Here is a 12,385-nt window from a genome sequence, read left to right on the forward strand (position 1 = left end):
GTTCCGTCAATAAACAAGATAACACCAATGATAAATAGTTATATGTTATAACTTTTGGTTATACTGTTTTGTGCAAATCGTAAAAACATTTCCGGTATTTTTTCCAATTGTCCTTGTAAATGCGTAAAGTAAAAGACACGTTTAATGTCGATGTCATCGATATCAATTATTTTAAATTGCCCTTCTACAATTTCTTTACTGACCGCCGAAATGGAAAGTAAAGCCATGCAATTGGAATTTGCCAGAAACGATTTAATACTTTCCGTACTGCCAAGTTGCATAATCAGGTTTAATTCATTTAACGAAATATCGTGTTTGTGGAGTTCGTGTGCGATGATTTCTAAACTCCCGGAACCATTTTCCCGAAGTACCAACGGAATACCAAGAAATTCGGCTTTACTGATCCGATCTTTGTTTGCCAGTTCCTGAGAAGTATGTACCACGGCTACAATTTCGTCTTTTAGAAATGGAACGTATTTTAAATCCTTGTTTTTGGATTTACCCTCAACAATTCCCAGGACTACTTTTTTCTGTAATACGGCTTCTTCTATTTTTTCGGTATTGGCATCGAGTAATGAAATTCGGATGTCCGGGAAATGTTTGTAAAAATTTGCCAGTATCGGAGGAAGGATATAATGACTCAGTGTCGTACTCGCGCCCAATAATAATTCGCCGGCTTGTTTTTCTTTGAGTAATCCCAGATCGTATTGGATTTTCCGGTAGATTTCAAAAATCGATTCCGCATGTCGGTATAGGATTTCACCGGCTTCTGTAAGGGTTATTTTATTTCCCCGGCGTTCAAATAAACGGATATCCAGTTCGGTTTCCAGTTCTTTGATATTTTTGGTAACGGCCGGTTGGGTGATGCATAAGACGTCCGCGGCTTTAGTAAAGCTTAAGTGACTGGCAACAGTATAAAATACTTTTAGGCGTATATCAGACATATCCGGAGCAATTGCATTAGCCTCAAAGATACGATTTAATAATGGTTTAACCGTTTATACTCCGTAAGGCTCTTTTAATAATATAGGCGGTTTCTTTACTTTGACTTTCTTTTTCCCAATTTTTGCACAAATTGACTACAAAATCCGGTCGGGTTTTGGAGGCATCATTAAGCCAGTTGGCTACACTGTCGCGGACATATTTGGAAGTGTCTGATTTTAAGGGTTCCAGAATAGCGGTTGCCAATTCGGGTTGCTCTTTTAAGGTCTCAATATGTTTACACCAAACACCTCTTGGCCGAATGGATTCACAGGCAAACCTTCGGATATATTCGTTTTCGGAAACGGTCCACGGTGTGAGTAAACGTATCGCCTGTTCCAGATTTTCGGTAATGTCGGCACGAAGTGCAATCCAGCTGATTTCCCGTACGCCGAAATGGGTATCCGCAGCAAATGGACGCATCCGTTCCAGTTTTTCCTCCAGTGAATGGTCACTTTTTCCAATAAAATAAGTTGCCCAACAACGTACGGTATCCGACGGATGTGTTGCGAGTTTTTCAAACAGCGTCGTATCGTTGTAAATGTAACTTAGGGTTAAAAGACGCACACCAATCATTTCGTTGACAACAGTGACGGTTTGTTTCTTCAAATTGGCAACATCGGTCAGAATGTCGTTGAGGTAGTTTTTGCGGTTCAATTGCGTGAGTACCCCCTCCAACAGTTGTTTTGGATTGATAGCCAGCCATTCATTCAGATTGGCCGATTCGATACTGCCATTGTTAAGTTGTTCCCGTATTTCCGGAGGGATTTGAGCGATGGTTCGGGCGCCTTTTCGTACGGTCATAATTGGGCTGTTAGTGTTGCGATTTCAATACGGTTTCGATAGTCGGGATCAAGGTAAATATAACGGATCAGAGCGTTGCGATCGATAACAAATATAGCAGGAATTGGTAAAATACCACTGCTGTCGGCATTAAAATCCTCCAGTTGGATACCTAGTTGTTGGTAATGGGGACGTACAAAATCCTGTAGCCGAAAGGTAATGCCCAACTGTTGTGCAAGTTTGTTTTCGGAATCGGTTAACAGGGGAAAGGATAGCCGATGGGTTTGTTGTAAGTTGTCATTATAAACCGGTTTTTGCGGACTAATCGCAATCAGTCGGGATTTTTTGGCATGAAAAAGAGGTAATGCCTTTTCCAGTGCCTGTAATTCGAGATTGCAATACGGACACCAGGATCCTCTGAAAAAGGCAATGATCAGTTTTTCTTCCGTATGGACATCCTGTAAACGAATCGTTTGTCCCGATGGATCGGTAAGTTCGAATTCCGGAAATGAAGCACCGATTTTAACGGTATCTTTTTCGGAATAGGTCGCCTGTAAATCGGTTATGGAATGCTGGAAGTTCATAAGGGTTTCCAACGGAACCTGCGTAGCGAGTTGTTCATTCAGGGCTTTGATTTGTTCTTGTAGTGTTGGCATCGTATTTTCTGTTATTTTTGTAAAGATCATCGCTTTAAATGAAGCACACAATACCGCATTTTTTTACCCCATAGGGCGAAAAAGGACACTTTTACTGGATTACAGTCTATTCCGTAAAATAAAATTCTGATAAAAAACATGAAAACTAAAATACGCATTACCGAAAATAAGATTTGTCCGTTGGAAGAAGCCGTGAATACCATTAGCGGAAAGTGGAAAATTCCGATTTTATGGCAGATGAACGAAGGTATTCGCCGACCGAGTGAATTGCTGAGAGGGATTGCCGTGGTCGACCGTCGGGTTTTAAACCAACAACTCCGGGAAATGGAATCCGACGGATTGATACAAAAAGAAGTATTTCCGGAAGTACCGCCACGCGTGGAGTATACGCTCACACCTTTAGGCGAAAATCTGGTTCAGGTATTATGGTCGTTAAATAGTTGGGGCGAAACCCTGATTGCGCATCGGGAATCACAATATAGCATTTGATTTTACGTTAGAATCTTGTAAAAATAAAACTACATGACAGTTCCCCAATGGCTCTTGCTTTTACTATTTTTATCCGGAATACCAACTGTAGTCGCACAGGTTGACAGTACGTATATCGGGAAATTTCCTCAGGAATATTCGGCTCGGGTATATCTATCCCGAAAGTTTGTGACGTTAAGTAGTCAATACCCGGATGCCGATAATAAGGAATATACGGCCAATAGTCCGTTTGCCATAGGAGCAGGTTTTACCTGGGGCAATTCCGGATTGAGTTATAGTTACGGCTTTGGTTTTCTGGCGGATAAATCAAAAGGAAAAACCCGGTATTTTGATTTGGAATACCATTATTACGGACGAAAAATTGTTCTCGACTTTTTCGGATTGGATTATGAAGGATTGTATTATCAGGATACGGAAAATGACGTGTTGAATATGTATCCCGATGCACAACTGACCAATATTGGCGTTTTTGGACAGTATGTGTTTAACGGAGAACGCTTTTCCTATCGCGCGGCTTTCGATCAGGTTCAGGTGCAGTTAAAATCAGCGGGTAGCTTTTTACTCGGAGGAGGAGCGTATTACAACCGGGTTCGCGCCGATAATGTATTTGGTTTCCGAAAAGAATTGTATCAGATCGGACCAAGCCTTGGGTATGCCTATACCTGGGTGATAAACCCTCAGTTTTTTGTAACAGGCTCTTTAACGCCGGGCGTTACCATGGGGTTTAAAAACTTCGAAGATAAGATTGATTGGAATCCCAGTTTGTTTTTCCGTTTTGCCTCCGGTTATAATATCAATGACTGGTCGGTTAATCTTTCTTTCCTGATGAACCGATTGTATGTTTCCTATGAACAAAGCAACCAGGTAGGTGTAAGCACTGCCACTTTACAACTAATGCTGGTGAAGCGTTTTGACAGTTCTTCCCGGTTGCTTAAAAAATTGCCCCGACTTTAGTAAATATAAAACTAAAGCCAGGAACCAAATTTACGGATAAAGCGTTCCTTGGCGATTTGTACCAGAAAACAATACCCGATTAATATACCGATTAACCAGGGAAAATAGGCTAACGGTAACGATTGCAGGTTTACCGAATGCGCAAACGGCGTAAACGGAAGTAGCAACCCGATTAACATGACCAATGAAGTTAACGCAACTACGGGAGCGGTAGCCCAACTTTGCAGGAACGGAATTTTCCGGGTACGGATCATATGAACAATCAATACCTGTGAGAGCAAGCCTTCAACAAACCACCCGGTCTGAAACAGCTGTTGGTGTTCGGGTGTATTCGCTTTAAAAACATAAAACAAAACGGCAAAAGTCATATAGTCGAATAGGGAACTTACCGGTCCGATATACAACATAAACCGACTAATACTGTTGGCGTCCCAATTTTGCGGTTTTTCCAGAAAGTCGTCGTCCATTCGGTCCCAGGGAATGGAGATTTGGGAAATGTCGTATAACAAATTCTGAATCAGTAATTGTATCGGTAACATCGGTAAAAACGGCAAAAATATACTGGCACCAAGCATACTGAACATATTGCCAAAATTACTACTGGTGGTCATCTTGATATATTTGATGATATTTCCGAAAGTCCGGCGGCCATAAATCACACCTTTTCGTAACACCATCAGATCTTTTTCCAATAAAATAATGTCGGCACTTTCTTTAGCGATGTCAACAGCGGTATCCACCGAAATACCTACATCGGCGTTGCGCAAGGCCGGTGCATCGTTAATTCCGTCGCCCATAAAACCTACCGTATGACCTTGTTCCTGAAATAAGGTAACGATTCGGGATTTCTGTACCGGATTTAACTTGGCAAAGATACTGGTGGTTTTCAGACGTTTGCTTAATTGATCATCGTTTAGTTGGGCGATTTCATTTCCCAATAAAACCTGATGAAACGGAATCCCTACGTCCCGGCATATTTTTTTGGTTACGATATCATTGTCGCCGGTTAATACTTTGATCGAAACACCGAGTTTTTGTAAACTTTCAATGGCTGGTTTGGCCGATGGTTTGGCCGGGTCGAGAAAGCCGATAAACCCGGTGAGTACCATATTGCTTTCGTCGGCGATACTATAATTCGCACTTCGACTGTCGTATTCTTTAATCGCAACCAATAAAACGCGTAAACCGTCTTCGTTGAGTTTTTTAGAGGTTTGCATAACCGTAGCCCGGATACTATCGTCCAACGGTACTATGGCATCGTTTTCAATATGAATCTGTGCATTTTCGCCGGGATAAAAGGCATGAGAACAAAGTCCCAACAGTTCTTCCACGGCGCCTTTACAAATGAGTAGCTGTTTCCCGTTTTTTTGTTCGAGTATGACACTCATACGACGGCGTTGAAAATCGAATGGGATTTCGTCTACTTTACGGTAGTTTTCTTCCACTTTTAAATAATCGTGCAGTTCAACGTGTTCGAGCACCGCTACATCCAACAGGTTTTTAAGTCCGGTTTGGTGAAAGCTGTTAAAATAGGCCCATTTTAAAACTTCATCGTCTTCGTTTCCTAAAACGTTGAGGTGGCGTTCCAGGATAATTTTATCCATCGTAAGCGTACCGGTTTTATCGGTACACAAAATATCCATCGCGCCAATGTTTTGGATTGCGTTAAGCCGTTTGACGATCACTTTTCGTTTGCTCATGTTTTTGGCGCCTTTCGCAAGATTGGCAGTCACGATCATCGGAAGCATTTCCGGGGTTAATCCAACGGCAATGGCGATAGCAAAAAGCAACGCATCCAGCCAGTTGTTTTTGGTTACACCATTGATCACAAAAACCAGCGGAACCATAACCAGCATAAAGCGAATCAATAGCCAGCTTACTTTATTCACGCCTTTGTCGAAACTGGTTTCCGGACGTTTGCCGCTAATGGCTTTGCCAATTTTACCCAGATAGGTGTCTTTTCCGGTGGCAACAACAATAGCAGTTGCCGTACCACTAATAACGTTGGTTCCCATAAAACAGCAGTTGTCAAATTCCAACGGCGATTTGGTGTCGTTGACAACTATTGGGTTTTCCTGTTTTTCCAGTGGAAGCGATTCCCCGGTTAAAATCGCCTGACTCACAAAAAGGTCTTTCGATTGCAGAATGCGGATATCGGCCGGAATCATATCGCCGGCGCTTAGATACACCACATCACCCGGTACGATATTTTTAAAATTAACTTCCTGTTTTCCGGCACTGCCACGCAATACGGTAGCCGTTGTTTCGACCATGTTTTTAAGTTCTTCGGCTGCTTTGTTACTGCTAAATTCCTGCCAAAAACGGAGTAAGGAGCTTAAGAGAACCATAACACTCACCACGACTATGGTTTTATAATCCTGTTGTCCCGGTTCGGCCAGAATAATGTCCATTACAACCGAAATGATCAATAATACCAATAGTACAATGATAAACGGATTAATAAAGGCACTCCATAATTGGCTGTACCACGGATCGGGTTTTTCATGTAGAATCTCGTTTGATCCGTAAACTTTTCTTTTTTCGTCGGCCTGTGCTTCGGACAATCCTTCCGGCCGACTTTCTAATAAGGCGTAAATAGTAGTGGTATCGGCTTTTGCTATTTCGCTAAGCCGGTTGGTTTCAAAAACCGGAAAACCTTTTGGGGCGATTTTTATTTTTGAGCTAAACATTCGGATACTTTTTTAAGATTGGTTTTGTTACAAGCGGATTTCGTTCGAACACGATTTCCTGCCTATGGTTTCGGCTAAAAAAGAATCCAGGTCAAGTCCTAGAAAAGTATCGTAATTTTTAACCGGCTGTTCTTTTTTAACCGGTCTGAAAAAGCTAATGATTGAAAAGAAGATTTTCATGACATCCATGTTTTTGTCGCTATAAGACAAACAACATTGGCTTGTCTTTATAATGAAATGTTAGTACTTAATTCGGGATAATCGTCCATGATTATAATTATTGTTAAGGCAAAAGTAAGGCACAAATTCGAACAGGGCTGTTAGAGATACTTTAGAATAGTATTAGAAAAATATTAGAGCGCCTGTTTTATACTTTAAATGTAATTAAGGAATATAATTATTATTCAGTAATATAAGACTTAAAATTTTATTAGTAATAAAAATTAGGCTTTAAAAAGTTAGTAAAGCGATGTTTTTTTAGTAATTTAGGTAGCACGATCCCCAAAACCCAAATTCCTATGACTACAATTATTTTTAGCGATGCTATTCCTGGCAGTATCCGGTATTCCAAAACCGGAAATGATTCCGATAACCTATAATGCTCCGGTAGTATGAAAACGGCTTTGTTATGTTATCAGGACGGAGCTTTTACCAGTATCAGAAACGATGAGGCACTCGTTTTTTCCGAAGCACAACTGGTAATGGGCTTTGGCGCACCTGAATTGGTTCGCGCCCCGGAATCCTACGATTTTTTAAAACAACAGTTTCCTGCTGCCAATATCGTTTTATGTTCGTCTTCCGGTGAGATTTACGAAAAGGAAGTGCGAGACGGTACCATTACCATCAGTGCCAGTACATTTGTGTCTACAACGATGGCAACAGCTATGGTTGCTATCGATGATTTTACATCGGCCTATGAAGCCGGTAAAGCACTTATCCAACGTATGCCCATTGCGGGGTTGCGATTGGTATTGGTGTTGTCCGACGGTGGAAAAGTGAACGGAAGTGAGCTGGTAAAAGGGATGAATGCCGTAAAACCGGATCATGTATTGATCACAGGTGGATTGGCGGGCGATGCCGATCGGTTTGAAAAGACCTATGTCGGATTAAACGGCTATCCCGAATCGGGAAAAATTGTTGCAATTGGTTTTTATGGCGAAAAACTCGTCTTGTCGCACGGTTCGTTAGGAGGATGGGAGGCTTTTGGATTGGAACGCACTGTAACCCGATCCGAACAAAACATCGTTTATGAAATTGATCATAAAAATGCCTTGGATTTGTATATCAATTACCTCGGGGAATATGCCGCCGAATTACCCGGATCAGCTTTGCTTTTTCCGTTGTCGCTCACGTTGGAAGGTAGCGACGAAACGGTGGTGCGTACCATACTCTCTATTGATAACGTAGCCAAAACGATGACGTTCGCCGGGGATTTACCCGAAGGCGCTAAGGTGAAATTTATGAAAGCAAATTTTGATAAACTGATCGATGCTGCCAGTGATGCCGCCGGTTCCTGTCTTACGATAACTCAGGCCAGTCCTAAGCTAGCATTATTGATCAGTTGTGTGGGACGGAAAATAATATTAGGAAACAGAATAGAGGAAGAGGTCGAGGCCGTAGCCGAGATGTTTGGCGCACAAACAGTAGTAACCGGATTTTATTCCTACGGAGAGATATCGCCTTTACAGCCTTTTTCAAATTGTGAATTTCATAACCAGACGATGACAATCACAGGACTTAATGAAATGGAATAACTATGACGTATCATAAACTATTACAACGACAAATCAATAAGTATTTGCCTAAAGCACTTCAGCACGATAACGATTTGAACGATTTTCTGGCGGTTATTGATGCGACGTACCGCAGTTCTGAAAAAGAGAAGAACATCATGCATCACGCTTTTCAGGAAAGTGAACGGGAATATAACGAAGTACACGACAGCCTGAAAAAGGAATACGAGCTTAAAAAACGATCGATCGATAATTTATATGATAGTTTACAGCAAATTAATGAAACACCTATCGCAATTAGCGATCAGGAGAAAAACGACCTGTTGTTTATTTCCGGTTATCTGAGCGAGCAGATTAACAAACGAAAAGCATCCGAAGAAAGCCTGAACCATACCATTCAGTTGCTTAAAACGCTTCTAGCGAATCTTCAGTCGGGGATTATGGTGGAAGATAAAAATCGGAATATACTATTCGCAAATCAGCTGTTTTGCGACTTTTTTGCGTTGGGGAGAACACCCGACGATCTGATTGGAGCGGATTGTAAGGCTATTGTGGCCGAACGTAGTCATTTGTTTAAAGATCCCGTACTGTTTAAAAAACGTTTCGAAACGGTTTTTAAAAACAAAATGATGGTGACCAACGAGATTATGGAAACCGCCGACGGGCATTTTTTTGAGCGGGATCATATTCCGATTCTGGTAAACGGAGCCTTAATGGGGCATCTGTGGAAATATACCGATGTGACCGAACGGGAAAACGCACTTTCTCTGATCGAAGAGAGTGAAGCACGCAATCGTTTGATCATGAATGCGTCGCTGAATGCGATTATTACGATCGACAGTAAAGGAAAAATCACCTTTTGGAACCGCCAGGCCGAAAAAATGTTTGGCTGGTCACAGTTGGAAGTTCGGGGTAAGAATCTGGCCGAAACCATTATACCGGAACGCTATGTGATCAGACACAACGAAGGATTAAAACGCTATCTGGAAACCGGAGAAGGACCGGTTTTAAATAAACGAATCGAGCTGAGCGGACTAAACCGCGCCGGAAATGAATTTCCTATTGAGCTTTCGATTTTGCCAATCGAACACAACGGGAAAAAGTTTTTCTGCGCTTTTATTCAGGATATCTCCGAACGTAAAAAAGCCGAAAACAGTCTGAAAGCACAGGAGGAGAAATACCGGAATATTATCGCCAATATGAATATGGGACTTATCGAAGTGGATCGCGATGAAAATATCCTGTATGCGAACCAGGGCTTTTTGTCGATTTCGGGATATGAACTGGACGAAATCCTCGGGAAATATGCCCCGGATTTATTTATGTTTGAAGAGCATCTGGAATTGGTGAAAACCAAACGGAAATTACGGGAAAAAGGGATTTCGAATTTGTTTCAGATACCGGTTAAAAATAAAAAAGGCGAAAAACGCTGGTGGGCGATTAGCGGCGGACCAAATTATGACGATAACGGACAATGGATCGGTTCGATAGGAATCCATCTCGATATTACGGAACAAAAACGCTTGGAGATTGCCCTGAAAGATCAGAAAATAAAAGCACAGCAGGCTTCCAAATCGAAGGAAGCATTTCTGGCGCAAATGAGCCACGAAATCCGGACGCCTTTAAATGCGATTGTCGGTTTTCTTAGAGAATTAGGAAAACAACAGCTCACATCAACCCAACGGGATTATATCAACAACAGCGAAATTGCATCCAAACACCTTTTGGCCATTATCAATAACGTACTGGACATTTCGAAGATCGAAGCCGGTGAAATGACGTTAGAGAATACTGATTTCGTTTTGGAAAATACCATCGGAAACGTAATTACCGTTTTAAGTCCGAAAGCACAGGAAAAAGGATTAACTGTTACTAAAAACGTAGCACCGGAAGTGAGTAAGGTTTTAAAAGGGGACGAACTCCGACTGGAACAGATCTTGTTTAACCTGTTGGGAAATGCAATTAAATTTACCGCTAGCGGAGCCATTAGCATCAACTGTGTTTTGGAAAATGAAGAAACCGGATGGCAAAAAATTAAAATATCGGTACAAGACACCGGAATCGGAATGGATGCCGGTTATATGAAAAATATCTTTAAAAAGTTTTCGCAGGAAGACAAAGCCATGACGACCAAAAAATATGGCGGCACCGGATTGGGTATGTTTATCACCAAAGAATTGGTGGAACTGATGAAAGGGCGGATTGAAATTGAAAGTGAAAAAGGAAACGGAACAACCTTTCACGTATACCTGAAACTGGAAGAAGGAAATCCGGAAAAAATACAGACAGCCGGACGAAAAATGGAACCCGGAAGTCTTAAGGATGTTTCGGTTTTATTGGTAGAAGACAATATATTGAACCGTATGGTGGCTCAGAATTCACTCAAATATTACAACTGTCAGGTAGAAGAAGCCGAAAACGGTTTAAAGGCACTGGAAATTTTAAAACAGCGAAAATTCGATATTATTCTGATGGATATTCAGATGCCGGAAATGAATGGAATCGAAGCGACACTGGCGATCCGTAACGAATTAAAACTAAATACGCCAATAATTGCGCTTACGGCCAATGCTTTTAAAACCGAAATAGACCGTTGTTATGCTGCGGGCATGAACGATTATGTCACCAAACCGTTTGACGAAGCGTTATTGGTAGGGCTCATCGCTAAATATACCGTACAAAATCGGATGATCGCGCCGGAAGTACCGGAATTGAAGTTATACGATCTGGATATGTTACGGGAATTGTCGGGTAACAGTTCTGATTTTGTTCGGGAGGTGGTCCATGTTTTTAGGACACAGGTGACCGAACTGATCGATTGCGGGGAAAAGGCTATGGAAAATGGGAATTTTTCCGAATTGGGAAAACTGATTCATAAAATCAGGCCGAGTGTGGAAAGCTTAAAAATCAATAGCATTGCCGAGGATTTGAAATCGTTGGAACAAAAGACAAAAGAAAGTCAGGAGGATCCTTCGCGGGTAGCGTTATATCTTTTTGTAAAAGAAAAGCTGGAAACCGTAGTGGCGCAATTGCAAAAATACGAACTCGATTAAGGGAAGCAATTCCGGGACAATATTGTTTTTAAAGGTTTCGTTGAGGTGATCGCCGAAACCTTTAAGAACGTTGTATCAAAAAAAGCTGGTTATGGTTCTTTAAAATTCCAGTCGGAGGTTCCACTGATGGGTGTGGTTGTAAAAACACCGCATTCGAATGTTCTTCAAGTTTTCCGTTGTGAAGCACAAACACCTGATCGGCATTTTTGATCGTCTCCGGATTTCGGGTAACCGATCATGATTCAAAACAGGATTTTAAATTATAAGTTTAGCATTATTCTCATTGAAATAAAGAAGTTAATTTTTTCCAGAGACTTTTCTTTTTTAAAGCAGGAACAACTGCCCCTACAGTAATTTCGATGTTACGAGATAGCATGGTAACTTTTATTTCGTTATTATTTAAGATATCGTTGGATGCAATTTCTTGCTGAATTGTTTCGAAACTTATAAAACGGGTTTCTATCATTATCGGTGTATCCAGCATTGATTTTGGGATTTCTATTTCAAATTTCCCATCCATATCGGATTGGGAATGGAGCCAATTATGATCTTTAACCATTATAGAAGCTCCGGGTAAAGGTAGTCCTCCTTCTATTACAACTCCACGAATGGTTACTACATGTATAGTGTCTGCCAAAGGTGTTGTTAGTATTTCAGTACTTTTTTTGGGTGTAACTACAGATGAAGAAATAGGATGCTCTTGTGCAGAAGTCGTAGTATAATTGAATAACGCTAAAAAAGTGCCTGCTAAAGAGCCAAATAAATGCGATTTTGATTGTGGCGTTTCGTTTAAAATAAATTTGTTCAGTTGATCATTTCTAAAACGGCCACAGATTTTTGCTCCTTGGGTTCCTTGTATTATCGCATGGATTTCTGAATTGCTTTTTTGCGTAAAATCAATGACATTTTTGGAACAACTATGACAATAACGCCCCGTTAGATTCTGATCCATTGTCGACCAAGATTCCGAACAGGGTTTTGGAATGGTAATACTATAGTTATCGGAGGTTTTCATCTGGATTATTTTAAATGCGTTTTACCTCTTC

General features: G+C 41.2%; 10 protein-coding genes. 4 read left to right on the top strand and 6 right to left on the bottom strand.

The features are described from left to right. Positions 1-38: 38 nt before the first annotated feature. Genes E6C50_RS00115 through E6C50_RS00125 form a run of 3 tightly spaced genes read right to left on the bottom strand, consistent with a single transcriptional unit; the run spans position 39 to position 2,420 of the window. A complete protein-coding gene (locus tag E6C50_RS00115) occupies positions 39-944 on the bottom strand; it encodes a LysR family transcriptional regulator (RefSeq protein WP_136401179.1) in 906 nt (301 codons plus the stop codon). 46 nt (positions 945-990) lie between these two features. Next, a complete protein-coding gene (locus E6C50_RS00120; protein WP_136401180.1) occupies positions 991-1,785 on the bottom strand; it encodes a DNA alkylation repair protein in 795 nt (264 codons plus the stop codon). Continuing rightward, on the bottom strand, positions 1,782-2,420 hold the full coding sequence (locus E6C50_RS00125) for a peroxiredoxin-like family protein (protein WP_168732713.1): 639 nt from the start codon (positions 2,418-2,420) through the stop codon (positions 1,782-1,784). The genes E6C50_RS00120 and E6C50_RS00125 overlap by 4 nt, the downstream gene beginning before the upstream one ends. Positions 2,421-2,558: 138 nt before the next feature. Between E6C50_RS00125 and E6C50_RS00130 the strand changes: the two genes are divergently transcribed. Together E6C50_RS00130 and E6C50_RS00135 are read left to right on the top strand one after the other, a co-directional pair. Next, positions 2,559-2,909, top strand: a complete 351-nt coding sequence (locus E6C50_RS00130) for a winged helix-turn-helix transcriptional regulator (RefSeq protein WP_136401182.1) — start codon at positions 2,559-2,561, stop codon at positions 2,907-2,909. Between the two features lie 33 nt (positions 2,910-2,942). Beyond that, positions 2,943-3,863, top strand: a complete 921-nt coding sequence (locus tag E6C50_RS00135) for a DUF4421 family protein (RefSeq protein ID WP_136401183.1) — start codon at positions 2,943-2,945, stop codon at positions 3,861-3,863. Between the two features lie 11 nt (positions 3,864-3,874). On the opposite strand, the gene mgtA is transcribed toward E6C50_RS00135, so the two are convergent. Together mgtA and E6C50_RS17560 are read right to left on the bottom strand one after the other, a co-directional pair. Further along, positions 3,875-6,553, bottom strand: a complete 2,679-nt coding sequence (mgtA, locus tag E6C50_RS00140; protein WP_136401184.1) for a magnesium-translocating P-type ATPase — start codon at positions 6,551-6,553, stop codon at positions 3,875-3,877. 27 nt (positions 6,554-6,580) lie between these two features. Then, on the bottom strand, positions 6,581-6,733 hold the full coding sequence (locus E6C50_RS17560; RefSeq protein WP_168732714.1) for a hypothetical protein: 153 nt from the start codon (positions 6,731-6,733) through the stop codon (positions 6,581-6,583). A gap of 431 nt (positions 6,734-7,164) precedes the next feature. Here E6C50_RS17560 and E6C50_RS00145 point away from each other — a divergent pair, with 431 nt between their 5' ends. Next, positions 7,165-8,307 (top strand): FIST signal transduction protein, encoded by a 1,143-nt coding sequence (locus tag E6C50_RS00145; RefSeq protein ID WP_136401185.1) that lies wholly within the window; start codon positions 7,165-7,167, stop codon positions 8,305-8,307. A 2-nt stretch (positions 8,308-8,309) separates the two neighbouring features. Continuing rightward, positions 8,310-11,339: a PAS domain-containing hybrid sensor histidine kinase/response regulator gene (locus E6C50_RS00150; RefSeq protein WP_136401186.1), complete on the top strand. Its 3,030-nt coding sequence runs from the start codon at positions 8,310-8,312 to the stop codon at positions 11,337-11,339. Positions 11,340-11,619: 280 nt separating this feature from the next. Here E6C50_RS00150 and E6C50_RS00155 read toward each other — a convergent pair whose 3' ends face one another. Next, positions 11,620-12,354: a carboxypeptidase-like regulatory domain-containing protein gene (locus E6C50_RS00155; protein ID WP_136401187.1), complete on the bottom strand. Its 735-nt coding sequence runs from the start codon at positions 12,352-12,354 to the stop codon at positions 11,620-11,622. Positions 12,355-12,385: the final 31 nt, after the last annotated feature.

It is taken from the genome of Flavobacterium supellecticarium (assembly GCF_004801375.1).
Taxonomy (GTDB): Bacteria; Bacteroidota; Bacteroidia; order Flavobacteriales; family Flavobacteriaceae; genus Flavobacterium; species Flavobacterium supellecticarium.

Bases quoted from the DNA above. Each gene is read 5' to 3' on its own strand.
- E6C50_RS00135 (WP_136401183.1), top strand. From the start codon at position 2,943: ATGACAGTTCCCCAATGGCTCTTGCTTTTACTATTTTTATCCGGAATA.
- E6C50_RS00155 (WP_136401187.1), bottom strand. From the start codon at position 12,354: ATGAAAACCTCCGATAACTATAGTATTACCATTCCAAAACCCTGTTCG.
- E6C50_RS00145 (WP_136401185.1), top strand. From the start codon at position 7,165: ATGAAAACGGCTTTGTTATGTTATCAGGACGGAGCTTTTACCAGTATC.
- E6C50_RS00115 (WP_136401179.1), bottom strand. From the start codon at position 944: ATGTCTGATATACGCCTAAAAGTATTTTATACTGTTGCCAGTCACTTA.
- E6C50_RS00130 (WP_136401182.1), top strand. From the start codon at position 2,559: ATGAAAACTAAAATACGCATTACCGAAAATAAGATTTGTCCGTTGGAA.
- E6C50_RS00150 (WP_136401186.1), top strand. From the start codon at position 8,310: ATGACGTATCATAAACTATTACAACGACAAATCAATAAGTATTTGCCT.
- mgtA (WP_136401184.1), bottom strand. From the start codon at position 6,553: ATGTTTAGCTCAAAAATAAAAATCGCCCCAAAAGGTTTTCCGGTTTTT.
- E6C50_RS00120 (WP_136401180.1), bottom strand. From the start codon at position 1,785: ATGACCGTACGAAAAGGCGCCCGAACCATCGCTCAAATCCCTCCGGAA.
- E6C50_RS17560 (WP_168732714.1), bottom strand. From the start codon at position 6,733: ATGAAAATCTTCTTTTCAATCATTAGCTTTTTCAGACCGGTTAAAAAA.
- E6C50_RS00125 (WP_168732713.1), bottom strand. From the start codon at position 2,420: ATGCCAACACTACAAGAACAAATCAAAGCCCTGAATGAACAACTCGCT.